Raw genomic sequence first — 19,284 nt, forward strand, 5'->3', positions numbered from 1 at the left:
CCTTTCACAGCCTAATTTAGCTTTCCCGAGCTACCCTTCCTATACAAATGGAAAAATAATGAACAGAATGTCACACCTTTTCCAATACGACTCGTGGTATGATTAAGCCTTTAAGAATGGTAAGAAAGGTTGGTTATACAGCTATGAACACTTCACAAGTCTTACACGGGGCAGTGGCTGAGAAAGAACGGTTCCCTATTTCCCTTTTCTCTCTAACGGTTGGCGCTTTCGCCATCGGTATGACCGAGTTCGTTATTATGGGCATTCTGCCTAATGTGGCCGATGACTTGAATGTTAGTATTTCGCAAGCGGGGCAATTGATCACGGGTTACGCACTTGGCGTGGCATTCGGTGCTCCTATTCTCGCTATGTTGACCCATAAGCTGCCGCAGAAGCGCCTCCTTCTGGTGCTCATGCTCATTTTCATCCTTGGCAATGGCTTAGCTGCGCTAGCTCCCTCCTATGGGATTGTACTCGTAGCGCGACTGATTACTGCTTTGGCTCACGGTACCTTCTTCGGTGTCGGCTCTGTCATCGCGGCGAACTTGGTTCGTCCTGAAAAGAGGGCCAGTGCCATTTCGGTAATGATGGCTGGATTAACCATCGCAAATATTCTTGGCGTACCGCTTGGAACTTATATCGGTCAGCATCTCGGCTGGCGGGCATCCTTCGGCTCCGTTGTCATTATGGGGATCATCTCTTTCATTGGTATCCTCATCTTCATACCACAGATTACACAGAAAACGAATAGCAGCCTTGTAAAGCAGGTCCGCTCTCTTTTGCAGCCGCGATTGTTACTCGTTTTTCTGATTGGAGCATTAGGTTGCAGCAGTTTGTTTGCGGTGTTCACCTACATCGCACCAATTCTAATCAACATAACAGGGTTTAAAGAGAGTAGCGTGACATGGATTCTCGTCTTGTTCGGCTTTGGCGTAACTCTTGGTAACATCGTAGGTGGCAAAATGGCTGACTGGAAGCTCATGCCGTCCTTGATCTTCAACTTTGCCGCATTGTCGCTCATTCTCGTTGTATTCGCGTATACGGATCAATTCCCGATTGCCGCGATTATCACCATATTCATATGGGGGATTGCTTCTTTCGGGATTTTGCCTGGGCTGCAGATTCGCATCATGAATCTGGCCAAAGAGGCGCCAGAGCTGGCGGCCACCTCAACGCATTCTGCGTTGAATCTTGGCAATGCTGGCGGTGCCTTTCTAGGTGGCTGGGCGATTACGCACACCGGCCTGTCGTCTTTGCCTTGGATCGGCGCGGGATTGACCGGGGCGGGGTTTGTTTTGATGCTGTGGAGTTTCCTGCGGGAGCGTAAGTTGAAGTCAATATAACGAACCAGCGGCAGCTAGGACTTGATCGTAAAGTCTTAGCTTGCCGCTGGTTTTTTGTATGGTGGGTAAAGGGCGTCTTGAGGGATACGTGTTGTTAACAAATAAGCATTGGGCCTGTTCTCTTTTACGCCGCATTCCAACCTTACTCCCCCTCCGCCCATATGCTAACTGGATAAACTACAGCTAATTGTGACACTTACCGCTAATATGAGAAACTAACTGGATTTCCTACAGTTAATTTCGTCCGATTTTGCTGAAATGGTCAATTCCGGAGCTTTTAACTGTATATATTCCAGTTAATCAGCTAATCCGGGCTTTTTGGGCGAAAATAGATGGAGGTTTTCCAGTTAATCTAGACGGCCTGTTCCTGTGGCGGGGTCGGAGGGCAGGGTGGTGACTCTAGAGCGTAGTCCACTCAATCCTGATCCAACCGAACCCCACCGAAAGGAATTGACATCGACGGGTTATTACTGATGCTATCGAGTTATCTGGAGGGTTTAAGTAAGTTTCTACTGAAAAGTGGAAGGGATAGCTTGTTGGTATCGGGGTGCAGTATGTGGAGTGTGAGCTACTGCTGGCTGGGATGTGGACTATTGAGGCGATACTTGTTTTAAACAAATTACTGTTTTGGCTGCACCACCTCCTATCAATTCTTCGTCCCCCTCGCCTCCCAAACACGTTTAACTTGAAAAACTACAGCTAAATTTTCTGCATTCCTCAATTTGAATAAAGTAACTGGATTTCCTACAGATAATTTCATCCGATTTCACTGGAATGGCCGATTCCGGAGCTTTTAACTGGAGGTTTTCCAGTTAATCAGTTATTTCGGGCCATTTGTGCAAAATTAGATAGAGTTTCTCCAGTTAATCCAAATGGACGGTCGCTCCTTTGGTGGAGCTGGTGACAGGGGGCGTGGTCGATTCTAGAGCGAGGCGCCCCACTCCGCCGCTCCTGAGAGAGACGCCGGTTCGCGTCCGCTCCTGAGCCCGTTTCACGCTCAGCCGACGCACCGGCACGCCCCAACACAAAAAAGGCGCTTCCTCACATTCCGAGGAAGCGCCTTTTCTTACCCACTAACTGCCGAGGTTCCCTTCTGCAGTTGGTACATTTTCGCGTAGCGCCCGCCTAGCGCCATGAGCGTCTCGTGATTGCCCCGCTCGGCGATCTCGCCGCGATGCAGGACAAGAATTTGATCCGCATCGCGGATCGTGGACAACCGATGCGCGATGATGAGTGTCGTCCGCCCTTCGCTCACAACCTGCAACGCTTGCTGGATGAGCCCTTCCGTCTCACTGTCGATGCTGGCTGTCGCCTCATCGAGGATCAGGATCGACGGGTCGAACGCCAACGCGCGCGCGAACGAAATCAACTGCCGCTGACCGGAGGACAGCGTGCTTCCCCGCTCGACGACCTGCTCGTCGTAGCCGTTCGGCAGCTGTTCGATAAAGCCAGCCGCCCCAACATCACGCAGTGCAGCCTTTACTCTGTCCAGTGAGATATCTTGGTTGTACAGACTCACGTTGAACTTAATGTCCCCCGCGAACAGGAACGGATCCTGCAACACGATCCCCATATGCTTACGCAGCGCCTGTTTCGACATCCCCTTGATGTTATGCCCATCAATCGTAATGGCGCCCTCATTCGGCTCGTAGAAGCCCAGGAGCAGGTTCAGGATAGAGCTTTTGCCTGATCCGGTGTGCCCGACTAGGGCGATGGTTTCCCCTTTTCGGGCTTCAAAGGAGATTCCCTTCAATACGTTTTCCCCTTCTTTATAAGCAAAGGTAACGTTGTCGAACTTCACAATGCCCTCGGGGCGGCGAACGTGATCCGTTTTCTCCACTTCTTGACCTTCCATATCAAGGATGGTGAATACCTTTTCCGCGGATACGAAAGCCCGCTGCGCATTCGTCAACTGATCGAAAATCCCAATGATCGGTTGAAAAATCCGGCCCAAGTAATCAATAAAGGCATAAAATACCCCGAAGGAAATAGCGGTCTCTAAGGATTTTCCGCCAAAATACCAAATTACCATCGCCGTCACCAAGCTGCCTATCGTCCCCACCACGTTGCGAGTAGAAAGGCCGTAAATCCGAAACTGATTCCGTTGGTTGACATATCGATCCATGTTGAGCACTTCGAACTCATCCAGCGTAACTTTCTCCCGACGAAAAGCCTGAATGATCGGCATCACGACAATCGACTCATTGATCATCGCGTTCATATCGCTGAGTCTAGCGCGCATGATGGTAATAAAAACTTTAGAATATTTGAGATGAATGTACATAATCACCACAAAAATCGGCGGCAGCACTAAGCAGAACATCGCCAACTGCCAATCCAATAGGAAAAGTGCGATGTAAATACCGACTAGCTGCAGCATGCTAACAACGAAAGTTGCCATGAAGCTCATAAAGAGATCGCGAACAGCCTCCGTATCATTGGCGATACGAGATACAACCTGACCGATCGGCGTGTTATCGAAATAACGCAGCGAAATGCGCTGAATGTGCCCCATCAGATCCATTCGCATGTTCTTAATAATTTGCAGAGCGGTAGATTGAAGGATATAAGCCTGTGAGTAATTACATAGACCCGCTGTTACCAGTAAACCCAAATAGATACCGAGCAATTTAAGCACAGGAGCTATTTCATTCGCACCGGTTGAAAGATACTTATCAATAATTGTTTTCGTTATATAAGGCCCGCCCAGCTCGGCAGCTACTGAACAACAAAGAATCAGCAGCGCTCCGAGAATTCTGAACTTGTAGACGAGAGCATATGAAATCAGTCGTCTAGCCGTTGTCGGTTTAGACAAAATAGTCGTCCTCCTTTCTCAATCTTCGAGACTGGCTTCCATCTGTTGGCGATCCCATTGCTCGCGGTACCAACCTCCGAAATGCATGAGCTCCTCATGGGTGCCCTCTTCAATGACTCTGCCCTCATCAAGAACGAGAATCCAGTTTGCGTGGCTCACCGCAGACAGTCGGTGCGTGGAAATGAGTGTCGTACGTCCCGCACGTTCCTTACGAATATGCTGGAGAATACGACTTTCCGTACGTGCATCTACGGCTGAGAGCGAATCATCCAGCAGCAAAATCTCCGAATCAATCAGTAACGCTCTCGCAATCGCTAGTCGCTGTTTCTGACCACCGGACAACATAACACCATTCTCACCGACGATTGTGGATAAACCATCTGGCATCTGAGCTATATCTTGGGTAAAAGAAGCCATTTCCACGGCGTGCGCAATCTCTTCCGGCGAAGCCGTATGTTTCCCTAACGCGACATTATCGCGAATGGATTTCGATAGCAATAGATGCTCCTGCGGCACGTAGGCCACCCAGCGTTTCATTTGATCAATGGCAATTTGCTCAATCGGTACACCCGAAATGCGCAACTTATCTGGCTCTAGCGGATATTGACGCAGTAGTTGCTTGAGCAGCGTGCTTTTGCCACTGCCGGTTCGACCGACAATACCCAGCGTTTGTCCGCGCTCTAGCTGAAAAGAGACATGAACGAGACTCGGATGGTTCGCAGTCGGGTAAGTGAACGTCAAATCGTTCATCTCAATACGTTCTGGCACAGCGATGTGGATTGGTTTATCCGTATCAACTAGATCGGCCTTCTGCGACAGCGCCTTATCCAGACGATCTGCTGAAGCACTGCCGCGTTGCAGAACGTTAATAAACTCGCCAAAAGAAATCATCGGCCAGATCAGCATGCCGAGGTAAATATTGAAGGAGATCAGCTGTCCCAGCGTGATTTCGCCTTGAAACACAAGATACGAGCCGTATCCGATGCCGATCGAATAACTGATGCCAACGATCAACGAGGTCAACGGTTGGAACAGCGCATTGAGCATCGAGACGCGGCGGTTTTTGTTCATCACATCCGATGTAACGTCATCGAATGCTTTCAAATCCTGTGCTTCTTGCACATAGGAGCGAATCACTCGGATGCCGGAGATCGATTCCAACGCATGATCGTTCATTACACCGAAGGAAGCCTGTGCTGCCAGGAAACGCACGCGCACCTTTTTGCCTAGCAGATTAATCATCAAGGCAAGACAAGGCAGCGGAATTAGCGCCGCAAGCATTAATTTGAAGGAGATCAGCGACACCATCGTAATGATGACGACAGACGCGCCAACAATCGTTGAAACGAGCGTCATCACCCCGTAACCGGAGGTTTGACCAATCGCGAGAATATCATTCGTCGCCAGCGCCATCAGCTGTCCCGTTGAGTTGCGTTGGAAAAACGGTGGAGACATTTTGGACAAATGCGTCAACAATCGCCCTCGAAGTAATTTCTCTACCAAAGCAGAGTTACCGAAGAGGTTCGTGATCCACAAAAAGGTCATGACATACAGAAGCAGCGAAAGTCCAATCAGCAAGTAAACCGTATGATGAAGCCCGGAAGCTGTTAAATTCCCATTACGAATATGGTCGATGATATTCCCAATCATTTTTGGCGGAATCGTCGCTAATAAATTCACACCGATTAATAGGGAGACTGCCAGTACATAATACTTCCATCTCTCTTTGAAAAACCAGCGAAGCTTCATAACAAAAGACACATTTCCCACCTCTTTTTGAATTTCTTGGCATACTCATTGATTCTATAGTTTAAGCCAAGTGAAGTCCACACCCGATCTTTTTTAAAATGAAACTTTCAGCTCTTATGCAACCTTGTCATAGACACGACCGTCAGAGAGAGCAGAATAACTACCATATTTTACATGCAGAAAGGAAGTTACCCACTACAATGAAACCGATGATGAAAAAAACACTCGCGATCCTCTCCCTATCCAGCATGCTGACAACAGGAGCGGCTTATGCGGCTACCACGGAAGCTGTCGTTCCCGATATGCACGCGAAACAAATTCAGCCTGTAAAAACCCAGCTCGATGTTACCATTCAAGTTAACGGAGAATCAACAGAGGGTGGATATATTAAATCCGGTGCCACGGAGCCCATGCTCCCACTTCGCGCTGTTGCTGAAGGCCTTGGCTTCACGCTCACATGGAATCCAACGACCTATGCAGTCGATCTGACGAAGGGTAATCTTTTTACAACAGTGAAAACAGGCGAAGATCGCTATGCAATTAATAAAATGCTAACTCAGCTCGGCACGGCACCTGAATTGGTGAACAGCAAGCTGTATGTGCCTGCTTCCTTCTTTGGTACCATTCTACATGGAACCGTCACTTCTAAAGGAAACTCCATCGGCATCACGATGAAGGAGGAGGCCAAGAAAGTGCAATCGACAGGCGTCATTACTTCTATCCGCAAGACAGGCGATAACGCACAGATTCACATTCAAGATACAGGTTTGGGCGGTATTGTTCTCAACGTAGGACCAGACACAACCTACCAAATGCTAGATGGCTCCAAACTAACACTTGCTGACCTTCATGTAGGTTTGACGATCACTGCGGAGCATTCTTTGGCGATGACGATGAGCTTGCCTCCTCAAACGTCTGCATCCAACATCACAGTGCTCGATACAGCGGTCCATAAAGGTGCCCTAGGTACAGCCGGTGTCATTGATGCTGTGCGTGAAGATGGCAGCATTCTTGTTAAGGGCGAAGGTCTTACGGAAGACGCTCAAGATGAGATCGTTCTTACGGTTGGCGCTGACACGGCTATTGTAGACGGTAAAGGTGATCCTGTAGAGAGATCCGCCCTTGTGAAAGGTGCGAAAGTTATCGGGTTCTACAGCCCTGTGATGACGAAAAGCCTGCCGCCGATCAGCAACGCATGGAAAATCGTTATAGCCGCTACGGAAGAGTAGGCTTTGCATAACGGAACTTTCAGAACCTTCCCTATTCGGAGGGTTCTTTTTCGTTTCTAAGAATCCCGCATCCGTGGCGGATGTACACTGTCCAAATGTTCTGTTTTTTGATACAATAACTGAAAATTCAATCGTATAAGGGGACTCATATGGAATACATTAGCACTCGCGGCAAAGTTGCACCCATCGGCTTCATCGATGCGATCCTAATGGGATTGGCCAATGACGGCGGTCTACTCGTGCCGAATAACATCCCACAGCTATCCGCTGACACACTTCAAAGCTGGTCGAAACTTTCCTACTCAGAGCTAGCTCTAGAAATTTTCTCTCTCTATGTGAACAATGAAATTCCTCGCGAAGAGCTGAAGCAGCTCGTTGATGAAAGCTATGCAACATTCCGTGACGAAGCCGTAACACCGGTTAAACGCCTGAGCGATGACACGTATGTGTTGGAATTGTTCCACGGGCCTACGTTTGCTTTCAAGGACATTGCTCTGCAATTCCTTGGTAATCTCTATGCGTACGTTTCACGCAAAACGAATTCCATCATCCATATCCTCGGCGCTACTTCCGGTGATACTGGTGCTTCTGCGATCGAGGGCGTTCGCGGCAAAGAAGGTATTCGGATTTGTATCCTGCATCCGCATCAGAAGGTTAGCCAAGTGCAAGAGCTGCAAATGACAACTGTCAATGACGCGAATGTATTGAATCTTTCCGTTGAAGGCACCTTCGATGATTGCCAACGCATTATCAAAGAGCTTTTTGCTGACGTAGAGTTCAAGCATCGCTACCACTTGCGCGCGATTAACTCCATCAATATTGCCCGCATTTTGGCGCAAACGGTGTATTATTTCTACGCGTACTTCCAATTACCACAGAAGCAACAGGCAGCGAAGGTGAATTTCAGCGTGCCGACGGGCAACTTTGGCGATATCTTTGCTGGCTACCTAGCTCAAAAAATGGGGCTTCCTATCCATAAGCTTATTCTTGCTACGAATGAAAACAATATCCTTGAGCGCTTCGTGCAAGAAGGCGTGTATCAACCTGGTGAGTTCCGCGGCACCTACAGCCCGTCCATGGACATTCAAGTAGCAAGCAACTTCGAGCGCTACTTGTTCTATCTGTACGGCGAAGACGCGGCGGCTGTTAATGCCATCATGGAGCAATTCAAGGCCGAAGGCCGCGTGGTTATTCCTGCCGACAAGCTGCAAGCCGTGCAGGCTGACTTCGCTGCGTATGGCGTGAAGAACGACGAGTGTCTCGACACGATCAGCGCCTACCATGCGAAATACGAATACCTGCTCGATCCGCACACAGCGTGCGGTGTAGCAGCTGCAGATAAGCTCGCCGCTCCTGGTGAGGTAACGGTGTCCTTGTCCACCGCGCATCCGGCGAAGTTCGATGAATCGATTCGCTTGCGCGGTATTGCGCAGACGTATCCGGAGCAAATCCAAGCTCTATTCGACAAACCACAGTTCCAGAAGGTGGTTGGCGGTTCGAACGACGCGATCAAGGATGAGCTCGTGAAATTTTTCTAGTAAGGGTTTAGAGGGGCTTCTGCCCCATATGTAGAAGCCTTCCTTCCACGTTGTGGGGGGAAGGCTTTTTTGGCGTGTGCGGAACCTGCGTACCCTACTGCTACTACACCTGAATTCCCACTCCCTCCATCTCCACTTCTCCAGCTACTCTGCCATTCCCGTACCTATCCCACTCCCGTATCCAGTTCCTCCTCCCAGCACACAATTAGCACGCTTCGAGAACTTAAGTAGATTGGAATTGGATGAACTGGAAAAACTACATGTAATCAAGCGCTAATGGACAGTTTTGTTCAATTAGATGGAATTTAGGTAGTTAAATTTCATTTTTGAGGCGATTTGAAATGGAATGCGTGAAATTAGCTGTAGGAAATCCAGTTATTCTTTTATTAATGACGTTTCGGGTGAATTTAGCTGTAGTTTTTCCAGTTAACCGCGAAAAGAGAGCGAAGGGATGGCAGTACGCGACTGCTGAGTGACCACACGGGGCACGGGCGAAGCCAGTATCCTTTCGGCTCACTCCCCCATCTACAACACAACATTAACCTAACAAATCAGTCCTCAGACCGATCTTCGTCCTTCCCTATAGTCGGAAGACACTTGTACCCTGTCATGGTATTCTTAGAGTAATGAATCCAAACAGTAGGAGTGAACAAATTGAATATGAATATGAATCGCAGCGCTTTTCTCGGGCCGATCTTGATTCTGCTAGGTGTTTTTATGTTTCTAAAAGGGGATGTATCGTTCAGTTCAGGCACTATTTTTGAATATTTCTGGCCGACACTGTTCGTTATTCCCATCGGAGTCTTCTTCCACTGGTTATACTTCTTCATCATGCAACGACGTGGCGTAGGCGTACTCGTTCCCGGAGGCATTCTGCTAACAGCAGGCATCGTATGTCAAATCTCCGCCCTGTTCGATATTTGGCACCTCATGTGGCCAGGTTTCATGCTGGCGGTTGCCGTCGGCTTGTTCGAACTGTATTGGTTCGGCGACCGTAACAGATACTTGCTGATTCCGATTAACATTCTAACGGTGATGTCGCTGCTGTTCTTCGCGATCTTCTCCATCGGTTCTATCTTTGGAACGCTCTTCCATAACAATTCGATCATCGCTATCGGGCTCATTGTAGTTGGCGGCCTGATGATGATCCTACGTAGTCGAAACTAGTCTCACATTTATGCCAGAAGCCGTCCTGCAGTTTATCTGCTAGGACGGCTTCTTTGTTATGGGTACTTATATTTGCCAATCGAGACGCTGTCACGCTCATGTACGCTCAATATATGTAAAAGCGATAACGTACCTCCCTCGTTAGTTAACAAACCAAACCGCGCGTTCAACCCCGACCAGCCCTCTAACCCATCCGCTTGATATTCCCCAGAAACATACGCCTGAGCAAGCTCTTTATTGGACCAGAACTCGATACGCTTATTCGGTAGATCCCCTATTTGATCAGCTAGCAAGAGGAGAAACAGCTTTTGAAAATCTGTATTTTCAGGTACATCCACATATCCGTCCGCGAACACAACCGTCGTATCTGAATGAGCGCCTAGGTTCTCTCCCAAGACCTCAACTTTCAAGCTATATCTTCCGTGAAGGAGTACGAATGTCAACTCTGTTCAAAGGTTCGTTCCAGTTCACTTCTGCACCAAGCGCCTCCGCAACAGCCCGCGTAGAGGTCATTGTCGTCCCATCTTCGGTAACTTGCGCATCGAGTAAGGTCCCATTCACCGCAACTAGTCGGCTCGTATGAATCATATCTGACGCAGAAGCCACTGTCACACCTGTTAAAACAGCACCGCAGATCGCACCGAGGATCCATGCTTTCACCAACGACCACTCTCCTTCTCCTAACTTGAAAAGCTAGTTACGCATCCTAACGAAGAAGTTGCTGCTATTTCATTGTATGCTGAATTTGTCCACATCAGGCATACCATGTATGCAAAAAGGCCTGCGAATGACATTTCATCCACAGACCTTTATGTTAACCCGCCACAACGTTATCCCCTGTGGATTGTTTGATTTGTTTGCTTCGCAGTTGTCCACAAGCGGCATCAATATCCGTCCCGTGCTCCAAACGCACGCTGCAGGAGATACCTTGCTTCTTGAGCGTATCGTAGAAGGCGCGTACCGATTCACGCTCACTTCGCTGATATTGGCTGTGCTCATCCACCGGATTATATGGAATCAAGTTCACATTCGCCAGTTGGCGGATATGCTGAATCAACTCAGCCAGTTGAAGCGCATGCTCTCTGCCATCATTCACATCTTTCAGCAAAATGTACTCGAGCGTAATTCGACGATTCGTTTTCTCCAAATAGTACTCGATCGCTTCCATCAACGTCTCAATCGGGATCGCCTTGTTGATTTTCATAATGCGTGTACGAAGCTCGTTCGTCGGCGCATGCAAGGAAATCGCTAGATTCACTTTCAGATCCGAGTCTGCAAACTCTCTAATTTTAGGCGCAAGACCGCTGGTGGATACTGTAATGTGCCTTGCAGCAATATCCAGGCCCTTCTGATCCTTCACGACACGGATAAAATCAACCATATTCACAAAGTTATCGAACGGCTCGCCAATCCCCATGACAACAATATGGCTAACGCGTTCGTCTTTACCCATAGTGTCCAAATGGAACTGAACCTTCATAATTTGTTCCACGATTTCCGCGGCGGACAAATCACGGCTTTTGGCCAGCAAGCCACTTGCACAGAAACTGCACCCAATGTTACAACCCACTTGCGTCGTCACACAGACGGATAAGCCGAATTTATGACGCATCAGTACCGTCTCGATCAAATTGCCGTCCGCCAGTTTGAACAGAAACTTCATCGTGCCATCGGCCGATTCCTGTCTCGTATGTTCATTCAAGGTATGGATGGCAAAATGCTCATTTAATGTTGCTAGGCAATCCGCTTTCACATCCGTCATTTCCGCAAACGAAGCGACCCGCTTACGATATAGCCAATCCCATACTTGCAGGGCGCGCGACTTTTTGTAGCCTTTTTCGGCCAGCCAAGCGACCAGTTGATCAAAAGTTAATCCATAAATGGATGAAAGTTTCATTCCGTTATCCTCTTTTCGAGACTATCACGTGCAGTCTAGTTCTTCTAAGCAGCCGAAGCGTACCATCTATATAGGTATTGTGCCAAAAATCCTCCCCGAACACAAGGGAAGGCACTCATTTCCACAAAGAAAAGGCACCTCCGGATCCGGGGGCACCTCATATTCCGCTCATTTTAACCGAATTAAGCGCTAGTTACTTCCACCTTACGTTCCTCTTCCGCCACGACTTCATCATCGGACACTAAGCCATAAGGAATACAGAGCGGGACACCGGCCCGTTTATCCACGATAACATCCGCATGGATGGCGAACACGTCGAGCAGCATTTTTGGAGTTACGATATCCATCGGTGCGCCTTCGTAGACGACATTCCCTGATTTAATCGCGATCAAATGATCGGCATAACGCGTCGCATGATTCAAATCATGCACAACCATTACGATTGTCGTATTGTGACGCTCGTTAATTTCTTTGAGCAGACATAGCACCTCAAGCTGATGCGCCATATCCAAATAGGTCGTCGGCTCATCCAAGAACAACATATCCGTCTGTTGTGCTAACGCCATCGCGATCCATACGCGTTGACGCTGCCCGCCTGACAAATGATCGATCGGACGATCCTTGAACGGCGTCATTCCGGTCACTTCGAACGCCCAGTTGATGATCTCGCGATCCGCGCTGGACATCTTCTGAAAGCCGCGCTGATGCGGGAAACGGCCATATCCCACTAATTCTTCAGCGGTAATGCCTTCCGGAGCTGAGGGTGATTGCGGCAAAATCGCAAGTTTCTTTGCAATTTCCTTCGTCGATTGGTGATGAATGGAATGACCATCGAGGAACACGGTCCCTTCCGTCGGCTTTAATAGTCGCGACATCGCCTTCAAAATCGTCGATTTCCCTGAACCGTTCGCTCCGACTAATGCCGTAATTTTACCCGTAGGGATCTCAATACTCAAATCATTAATGATTTTCAATTTATCGTAAGAAACATGCAGCTGTTCAGTATATATTCTCGTTGCTATCGCCATGAGGAACATCCCCTTTTCCAATATGTATACAGGGTTGAATGATTGGTTAATTTCTCTCCATTAAATAAAAATGATAATCATTATCAATGAAAATGTCAAGGTTTTTCATACAAAAATAGGATGCCCACAGGCATCCTACTTCTTCCATCCTATCTGACACTTACACCTTAAATCGAGCCACAGCCAATTGAAGGTCATTCGACATACCGCTCAACTCGTTAGCCGTCCTGGAAACTTCCGAAATCGTCGCAAGCTGATGCTCCGTTGCGGCTGCAACAGCTTGTGTAAGCTCCGTTGTCATGCGAGTTAATTCTGCCATTTCCACAATGCCAGCCAATACTTCCTCCGAGCTTGCTGACATTTGCTCCGATACAGCAGATACATCGGTCATCTGATCGACAACCTCCTGAACCGTGCCAGAGAGGTCCTTGAACGTACCGTCTGTTTGTTCAACGACAGCCTGCATGGCCTCCACTTCTCCCAGACCGTGATCCATCGCGACCACAGCCGCACCCGTCTCATGTTGAACGCGCTCTACGAGTTCAGCGATACGCTCTGTCGCGAGTCGAGACTGGTCCGCAAGCTTGCGAATTTCCGTGGAAACGACAACGAAGCCTTTGCCGTGTTCGCCTGCTCTCGCTGCTTCAATCGATGCGTTCAACGCAAGCAAATTGGTTTGTCTTGTCACATTCGTAATGAGGACTGTGATCTCGCCGATTTCCTCGGACATCGATTTCAGGCTCTGGATCGCTTGCACCGCTTGTTGCACGGAACGCAGCGCTTCACTAATTTGCAGCATGCTTTGTCCCATTCGCGCATTCCCTTCACTCGTATGGGTACGTGCATGTCCTGAAATATCTGTCGCATGTCCTGCTGATTCCGCTACGCGCTGAATCCCTACAGCCATCTCATTCATGGCATGACTGCTTTCCTCCGTGCCCTGACGCTGCTGCTCCGAATGCGAAGCAAGTTGCCCCATCATATCCGAGACAGATGCTGTAGATTGACTTGTCTGTTGAGCACCTGTTTGTAAGGATTCCGCTGCCGCCGAGACTTGTTGTGCGGCTTGTGCGATCTGAATGATGAGTCCCCGCAGGTTCCCAACCATATCCTTCAAGTGATTGCCCAATACACCCAATTCATCCTTGCTTTTGCTTTTGGTCAGTGATGAATCCGACAAATCTCCTGCTGCCGCCGCCTGTGCCAGCTTAACCAACGGGCTGATCTGACGCAGATACAGTCGTACAATAATGACGATGAAAAGGGTCCCAATTACAATCGCGATTAAGCCGATCCATAGCGACTGCAACGTATATTGGTTCATCTGCGACTTAATAACGCCGTAGTCGAAATCTAACCCTGCGAAAGCAACAAGCTTGCCATCCTTATCTCGAATTGCACTTACGGCACTCACCCATGTTCCTAGTGAATCTGAGTAGGTACCCGTAATACCGAAACCTGTTTTTTCTGCATCCTCAAGCGCAGTACGCAACTCAGGAACTGGCACATAAGGTTCTGCCGGCTTCTCATCAGCATATAGCTCCGAATTGGATAACAAATTCAAAAGGGCTGGTTCTCCCTCGGACGTTATCCATTCTGGGTAAAATAAGTACGCGTTCTCGACCAATTCCCCTTGTGAAACGCGGTCCATATCCTCTTGTACGTTCATAATAGCAGGCTCATATTTATATGCTTCCTGATTTTTCTTTAACTCTGTCTTTGATTTCTCAATGTAATCTATTTTCTGCATGAGGGGTGCATGGAAAATCCCTTCAAGTGCGGTCAAATTATCTGACATTTGCTGCTGATGCTGTTGATACGAAACGAAGGTAAGCAACACGCAAAGTAGAATATAGCAGGCCGCTGTCCAGGCAGATATTTTGAAAGAAAGTGATTGAAAAAACCTTACAGATGCTTGCTTGCCTTGTGAATTAGCTTGTGACATGATTAACAAAAACACCTCCAGAGTTGTACAGCACAGCAGTTAGGCAAATATTGGTCATACGGGCTAGTCTTCTAGATTTCGACAAAGTTTTTAGAAACCCTTCCCTTTTTTTATTTAGAATTTGTTTTCAATTCGCTCTATGAGAAGGTAAATGCAACCTTTGTGCAAAGGTAGGGAAGCAACACGACTAATGGTTCTATTCAGACCCCTGAGGAGGATGGTAGTTTGTCTACGATAAAAGCACTTATTTTTGATTTTGACGGTACGATTCTGGATACAGAGACGGCCTGGTATGAGGCGCTCCGCCAGATTGCTCTCGAGCATGATATTGATCTGACCTTAGAGATATACGGGCAATGCATCGGCACTTCTCTACATGTGTTCGATCCCTATGACTATCTGATTACGGATAAAAAAATACCGATGGATCGTGAAACACTCGGCAAGCATGCTCATACGAGACATACACAAATGATGGCCGAAGAAGGAATTCGTCCGGGAATTCTTGATTACTTAGCGGGGGCTAAGGAGTTAGGCCTGCGCATTGGCTTAGCCTCCAGCTCTAAGCGCTCTTGGATTGACAAGTATCTGGCACAGTTGGGGATTGGCCACTATTTTGAAACGATTCGCACCGCAGAAGATGTGGAGCTAGTGAAGCCCCACCCTGCGCTCTACGAACTAGCGTTGCAAGACCTTGGCGTACAGCCGCATGAGGCGGTCGCAATTGAGGATTCCCCGAACGGCGCTCGGGCCGCGGCCGCGGCAGGCATGCACTATATCGTGGTGCCCAACCCGGTTACGAAGTTTCTAACTTTTGACGGAGAGCCGCATCGATTGCAGTCTTTGGCAGAGCTTTCGTTGCAGGCCATGTTGGATCGGGTTGCAGGTACGTAGATGGGAAGCAGTTGGTTTGATGTGAAAAAAGTTCGGCCCGGCCAGTTCGGGCGATATGAAGGTGGCGCGGGGGTGACCCTGCGCTGCTTTTTTGTTAGTTGGGGGGTGCGAGGCTGAGTGGATATTGGGCGATACCCTGCCTCTTGGGGCCAGTGAGAGCGATTAGATGGAAAAAGTACAGCTAATTTAGCGGATTCCCCGATGTAAATACGATTAACTGGATTTCCTACAGCTAATTTCGAGATATTCCCCCATTTGCTCAGAAATCATCAGATTAGCTACAAAATTTCCAGTTAAATCGCATCTTGGTGAAAAAGCGGCCGAATTAACTGTAGTTTTTCCAGTTAAAGTTGCCGCGGAGGCTGCTTGGCGGGTGTAATGGTGCAGGTAGTGGGGTGTTCGGTGCTCGGGATTAGCTATTCGTTTTGATGTTGGTGTTGGGTGTTGGGTGTTAATGTTGGTGCTGGTGCTGGTGCTGGTGCTGGTGCTGGTGCTGGATAAGTATGCGTAAGATGACGAGTAGATAAATGTGTTGGGTTTATTTTTTACGTGTTTGGTGTCTAGGGCACTGGTGCGAAAGCCGCCCTACTTCACACCATGCAGCGCATCTAACGCAGCCTGCTCGTCCTTGACGAAAAAGAATTGCTTACCTTGGTTGCATTCGTAGATGAAATCGCGGAGGCTTTTGCTGTCGTATTGGTCGAAATCGCCGATGATGGCCATTTTCATATGATAGTTCGTGTATTTCTGGAGAACATCGCCAGCGAGCTTTGTTTTGAGCTCGAAGAAATCCTCGGTCACATTCCACTGATGAATGATAAACTTGTCGCATCCCGACAAGTAGCGGACGTTTGCCATTAGATCGAGCGCATCCTGACCGTTGCTAATGAGAATGTCCGTGCTCTCCACGATGGCAACTTGGGAGTCGCCCTTCTGATTGATCGTTGTATTCATGTCACTTCTACCTCTTCCTCCATAAACTCGTGGACTAGTACTTCTTCGTCCCGTCTATTCAGTTCATTTTCCTCAAGTACAGCGAATTTATCACCGTATTCTTTAATGATATGCGTTTCCCCCCACATACAGAGCGAATCCAGAATCGGTTTCAAGCTTGACCCATAGTCGCTTAACTCATACTCCACTTTAGGCGGTACTTGATTGTACACGATCCGCTTCACGATTCCGTCATCCTCAAGCTCTCTGAGTTGTTGGGTCAGCATTTTTTGTGTGATTCTCGGCATGAGTCGCTTGAGATCACTTGTCCGCTTCTTACCATGGGTCAAATGGCAGAGTATGACACATTTCCACTTCCCGCCAATCACTTCCAGGGTAGCTTCAACGGAAATATTGTACAATTTTTTACCCATATGCGCTTCCCTCCTGCCCCATCTTCATTCTCAACCTATAGGCACTAAAAAGTACCTACCGTACTTAAAAGTACGTACTGGTCAATCTATCTATAATGTCTGATAATAGCACTTACCGGCCGGGACATACAAGTTTGGAGTGATTGCTATGAAACAAGAAACTAAAGGAAATACGCTGGCGCTGCTTGCCCTTGCGGTTAGCGCCTTTGCCATTGGCACAACCGAGTTTATCAGTGTCGGACTCCTTCCGCTCATTGCTGAAGACCTTCATATATCCATCACAGGTGCAGGGTTAACGGTGACCTTATATGCCCTTGGCGTTACTTTCGGGGCTCCGATCTTAACTTCCCTGACCTCAACCGTCTCACGCAAAACGCTGCTGCTCTGGATCATGCTTGTCTTTATCGCAGGCAATCTGCTAGCTGCCACCGCAGGCGGCATCGTTATGCTGTTGATTGCTCGCGTCGTATCCTCGCTGGCGCATGGCGTCTTCATGTCGATTGGCTCGACCATCGCCGCCGATCTCGTACCCGAGAACCGCAGAGCCAGCGCGATTGCGCTAATGTTCTCGGGGCTTACAGTCGCCACCGTGACCGGTGTGCCGATCGGGACTTACCTCGGCCAACAGCTAGGCTGGCGAGCCGCTTTCTTCGCCATTGTCGCGGTTGGCGTTCTTGCACTCATTGCGAACTTTATCTTAGTGTCCGCAAACTTGCGTAAGGGAACGCGCACAAAGCTAGGCACACAGCTGAAGCTGGTTACGAACGGACGTCTGCTGCTCGCCTTCTCAATTACAGCCTTAGGCTACGGCGGAACCTTCGTGGTATTCACGTATCTATCTCCGTTATTACATGAGATCACTGGGTTTAAAGAGCATACCGTAGCGTTAATACTACTCCTCTATGGCGTTGCCATTGCGATCGGTAATGTCATCGGAGGACGCGCCGCGAATCGTAAACCGAGTAAAGCACTGCTGATCATGTTCTTATTACAGTCTCTTATATTGTTCGTGTTTATGTTCACAGCACCATTCAAAGCCGCGGGCTTAATCACCCTCTTTTTCATGGGATTACTCGCATTCATGAATGTGCCTGGGCTACAGATTTATGTCGTTCAGCTCGCTGAGCGATTCGCCCCTGAGGCTAAAGATGTCGCATCAGCCTTCAACATTGCGGCTTTCAACGCTGGTATTGCTGGCGGAGCGTTCCTCGGCGGTCTAATTACCGACTCCATCGGGCTGATTCACACCACTTGGGTGGGCGGATTGATGGTGTTCGGCGCCGTCATTCTCACAATTTGGAGTCGAAATCTCGAAAAAGCCGATAAAAAAACACAATCACAACCCATTATTCTAGGAGGAATTCCACAATGATTAACAACCTTCAACAATCAATCACACTTCACAATGGCTTAAATATGCCTTATCTTGGTCTTGGTGTTTTTAAAGTAGAGGACGGCCCAGAGGTCGTGCAAGCTGTGAAAGCAGCGATGAAAATTGGCTATCGCAGTATCGACACCGCGGCAATTTACGGCAATGAAAGCAGCGTAGGGCAAGGGATTCGCGAGGGATTGGCAGAGAACGGCCTAACCAGAGATCAACTTTTTGTTACTTCAAAAGTATGGAATGCCGATCTCGGCTATGAATCCACGATTGCTGCCTATGAAGCAAGCTTAGAGAAGCTGGGCTTGGACTATCTCGATCTTTACCTCATTCATTGGCCTGTTCAAGGCAAATATGTAGAGGCGTGGCGAGCGCTTGAGACACTCTATCAAGATGGGCGCGTCAAAGCGATCGGTGTGAGCAATTTCCAGATTCATCATTTGGAGGATGTGATCCGCACAGGGACGATTAAACCGATGGTCAACCAAGTGGAGCTTCATCCACTCCTAGCTCAAACGGATATACACGATTTTTGCAAGGAGCATGGCATTCAGTTAGAAGCTTGGTCTCCCCTCATGCAGGGTCAGCTTTTGGATAACCCTACGCTGAAGGCGTTGGCTGAACGTTATGGCAAATCCATTGCCCAAGTCATCTTGCGTTGGGATTTCCAACGGGGCATCGTCACAATTCCGAAGTCGACGAAGGAACATCGTATCTTGGAAAATGGTTCGATCTTCGATTTCGAGCTAACGAACGAGGATATGGCGGCGATCAATGGCATGAATCAGAATCTGCGTGTCGGCCCGGATCCGGATAATTTTGATTTTTAATCAACGTGTAGTGACGAAGCCCTGCTTCCTTTCTTCGGAAAGAGGTGAGGGCTTTTTGTTAGGAATAATTTCCCTCAACTAGGTAAAAGTTACTTGTAATA

General features: G+C 48.4%; 17 protein-coding genes. 8 read left to right on the plus strand and 9 right to left on the minus strand.

What is annotated here, in order from left to right:
• The first annotated feature begins 143 nt into the window (after positions 1 to 143).
• Positions 144 to 1,343 carry an MFS transporter gene (locus tag AC58QG_RS25310; RefSeq protein ID WP_497364871.1) on the plus strand — a complete coding sequence of 400 codons (1,200 nt, stop codon included), beginning with the start codon at positions 144 to 146 and terminating at the stop codon, positions 1,341 to 1,343.
• A gap of 1,066 nt (positions 1,344 to 2,409) precedes the next feature.
• On the opposite strand, the gene AC58QG_RS25315 is transcribed toward AC58QG_RS25310, so the two are convergent.
• Complete coding sequence (locus AC58QG_RS25315) at positions 2,410 to 4,158, minus strand: ABC transporter ATP-binding protein (protein WP_497364872.1); 1,749 nt, start codon at positions 4,156 to 4,158, stop codon at positions 2,410 to 2,412.
• A gap of 18 nt (positions 4,159 to 4,176) precedes the next feature.
• Complete coding sequence (locus tag AC58QG_RS25320) at positions 4,177 to 5,919, minus strand: ABC transporter ATP-binding protein (RefSeq protein WP_497364873.1); 1,743 nt, start codon at positions 5,917 to 5,919, stop codon at positions 4,177 to 4,179.
• A gap of 197 nt (positions 5,920 to 6,116) precedes the next feature.
• Between AC58QG_RS25320 and AC58QG_RS25325 the strand changes: the two genes are divergently transcribed.
• The 4 genes from AC58QG_RS25325 (at position 6,117) to AC58QG_RS25340 (ending at position 9,841) form a co-directional block, all read left to right on the plus strand.
• Positions 6,117 to 7,136 carry a copper amine oxidase N-terminal domain-containing protein gene (locus AC58QG_RS25325; protein WP_497364874.1) on the plus strand — a complete coding sequence of 340 codons (1,020 nt, stop codon included), beginning with the start codon at positions 6,117 to 6,119 and terminating at the stop codon, positions 7,134 to 7,136.
• A gap of 149 nt (positions 7,137 to 7,285) precedes the next feature.
• On the plus strand, positions 7,286 to 8,674 hold the full coding sequence (gene thrC / locus AC58QG_RS25330; RefSeq protein WP_497364875.1) for a threonine synthase: 1,389 nt from the start codon (positions 7,286 to 7,288) through the stop codon (positions 8,672 to 8,674).
• Between the two features lie 350 nt (positions 8,675 to 9,024).
• A complete protein-coding gene (locus tag AC58QG_RS25335) occupies positions 9,025 to 9,150 on the plus strand; it encodes a hypothetical protein (RefSeq protein ID WP_497364876.1) in 126 nt (41 codons plus the stop codon).
• A gap of 184 nt (positions 9,151 to 9,334) precedes the next feature.
• On the plus strand, positions 9,335 to 9,841 hold the full coding sequence (locus AC58QG_RS25340; RefSeq protein WP_497364987.1) for a hypothetical protein: 507 nt from the start codon (positions 9,335 to 9,337) through the stop codon (positions 9,839 to 9,841).
• A gap of 56 nt (positions 9,842 to 9,897) precedes the next feature.
• On the opposite strand, the gene AC58QG_RS25345 is transcribed toward AC58QG_RS25340, so the two are convergent.
• The 5 genes from AC58QG_RS25345 to AC58QG_RS25365 form a co-directional block, all read right to left on the minus strand.
• The gene (locus AC58QG_RS25345; RefSeq protein WP_497364877.1) at positions 9,898 to 10,251 is read right to left on the minus strand and encodes a hypothetical protein; all 354 of its coding nucleotides are present in this window, start codon (positions 10,249 to 10,251) and stop codon (positions 9,898 to 9,900) included.
• 1 nt (position 10,252) lies between these two features.
• Positions 10,253 to 10,501, minus strand: a complete 249-nt coding sequence (locus AC58QG_RS25350) for a stalk domain-containing protein (protein WP_497364878.1) — start codon at positions 10,499 to 10,501, stop codon at positions 10,253 to 10,255.
• A gap of 154 nt (positions 10,502 to 10,655) precedes the next feature.
• Positions 10,656 to 11,738, minus strand: coding sequence for a dual-specificity RNA methyltransferase RlmN (gene rlmN, locus AC58QG_RS25355; protein WP_497364879.1), 1,083 nt, complete (start codon positions 11,736 to 11,738; stop codon positions 10,656 to 10,658).
• 182 nt (positions 11,739 to 11,920) lie between these two features.
• A complete protein-coding gene (locus AC58QG_RS25360; protein ID WP_497364880.1) occupies positions 11,921 to 12,766 on the minus strand; it encodes an ABC transporter ATP-binding protein in 846 nt (281 codons plus the stop codon).
• A 160-nt stretch (positions 12,767 to 12,926) separates the two neighbouring features.
• Positions 12,927 to 14,711 carry a methyl-accepting chemotaxis protein gene (locus tag AC58QG_RS25365; protein ID WP_497364881.1) on the minus strand — a complete coding sequence of 595 codons (1,785 nt, stop codon included), beginning with the start codon at positions 14,709 to 14,711 and terminating at the stop codon, positions 12,927 to 12,929.
• Between the two features lie 225 nt (positions 14,712 to 14,936).
• Here AC58QG_RS25365 and AC58QG_RS25370 point away from each other — a divergent pair, with 225 nt between their 5' ends.
• On the plus strand, positions 14,937 to 15,605 hold the full coding sequence (locus AC58QG_RS25370) for an HAD family hydrolase (protein WP_497364882.1): 669 nt from the start codon (positions 14,937 to 14,939) through the stop codon (positions 15,603 to 15,605).
• Positions 15,606 to 16,190: 585 nt separating this feature from the next.
• Here AC58QG_RS25370 and AC58QG_RS25375 read toward each other — a convergent pair.
• Both AC58QG_RS25375 and AC58QG_RS25380 read right to left on the minus strand, forming a co-directional pair.
• Positions 16,191 to 16,559: a DUF4180 domain-containing protein gene (locus AC58QG_RS25375; RefSeq protein ID WP_497364883.1), complete on the minus strand. Its 369-nt coding sequence runs from the start codon at positions 16,557 to 16,559 to the stop codon at positions 16,191 to 16,193.
• Positions 16,556 to 16,972: a winged helix-turn-helix transcriptional regulator gene (locus tag AC58QG_RS25380; RefSeq protein WP_497364884.1), complete on the minus strand. Its 417-nt coding sequence runs from the start codon at positions 16,970 to 16,972 to the stop codon at positions 16,556 to 16,558. The genes AC58QG_RS25375 and AC58QG_RS25380 overlap by 4 nt, the downstream gene beginning before the upstream one ends.
• Positions 16,973 to 17,120: 148 nt before the next feature.
• On the opposite strand from AC58QG_RS25380, the gene AC58QG_RS25385 reads away from it, so the two are divergent.
• Together AC58QG_RS25385 and AC58QG_RS25390 are read left to right on the plus strand one after the other, a co-directional pair.
• On the plus strand, positions 17,121 to 18,344 hold the full coding sequence (locus AC58QG_RS25385) for an MFS transporter (protein ID WP_497364885.1): 1,224 nt from the start codon (positions 17,121 to 17,123) through the stop codon (positions 18,342 to 18,344).
• A complete protein-coding gene (locus tag AC58QG_RS25390; protein ID WP_497364886.1) occupies positions 18,341 to 19,183 on the plus strand; it encodes an aldo/keto reductase in 843 nt (280 codons plus the stop codon). The genes AC58QG_RS25385 and AC58QG_RS25390 overlap by 4 nt, the downstream gene beginning before the upstream one ends.
• Positions 19,184 to 19,284: the final 101 nt, after the last annotated feature.

The organism is Paenibacillus sp. J22P169, from assembly GCF_059691995.1.

Bases quoted from the DNA above. Each gene is read 5' to 3' on its own strand.
- thrC (WP_497364875.1), top strand. From the start codon at position 7,286: ATGGAATACATTAGCACTCGCGGCAAAGTTGCACCCATCGGCTTCATC.
- AC58QG_RS25310 (WP_497364871.1), top strand. From the start codon at position 144: ATGAACACTTCACAAGTCTTACACGGGGCAGTGGCTGAGAAAGAACGG.
- AC58QG_RS25365 (WP_497364881.1), bottom strand. From the start codon at position 14,711: ATGTCACAAGCTAATTCACAAGGCAAGCAAGCATCTGTAAGGTTTTTT.
- AC58QG_RS25360 (WP_497364880.1), bottom strand. From the start codon at position 12,766: ATGGCGATAGCAACGAGAATATATACTGAACAGCTGCATGTTTCTTAC.
- AC58QG_RS25380 (WP_497364884.1), bottom strand. From the start codon at position 16,972: ATGGGTAAAAAATTGTACAATATTTCCGTTGAAGCTACCCTGGAAGTG.
- rlmN (WP_497364879.1), bottom strand. From the start codon at position 11,738: ATGAAACTTTCATCCATTTATGGATTAACTTTTGATCAACTGGTCGCT.
- AC58QG_RS25385 (WP_497364885.1), top strand. From the start codon at position 17,121: ATGAAACAAGAAACTAAAGGAAATACGCTGGCGCTGCTTGCCCTTGCG.
- AC58QG_RS25375 (WP_497364883.1), bottom strand. From the start codon at position 16,559: ATGAATACAACGATCAATCAGAAGGGCGACTCCCAAGTTGCCATCGTG.
- AC58QG_RS25340 (WP_497364987.1), top strand. From the start codon at position 9,335: ATGAATATGAATCGCAGCGCTTTTCTCGGGCCGATCTTGATTCTGCTA.
- AC58QG_RS25325 (WP_497364874.1), top strand. From the start codon at position 6,117: ATGATGAAAAAAACACTCGCGATCCTCTCCCTATCCAGCATGCTGACA.
- AC58QG_RS25390 (WP_497364886.1), top strand. From the start codon at position 18,341: ATGATTAACAACCTTCAACAATCAATCACACTTCACAATGGCTTAAAT.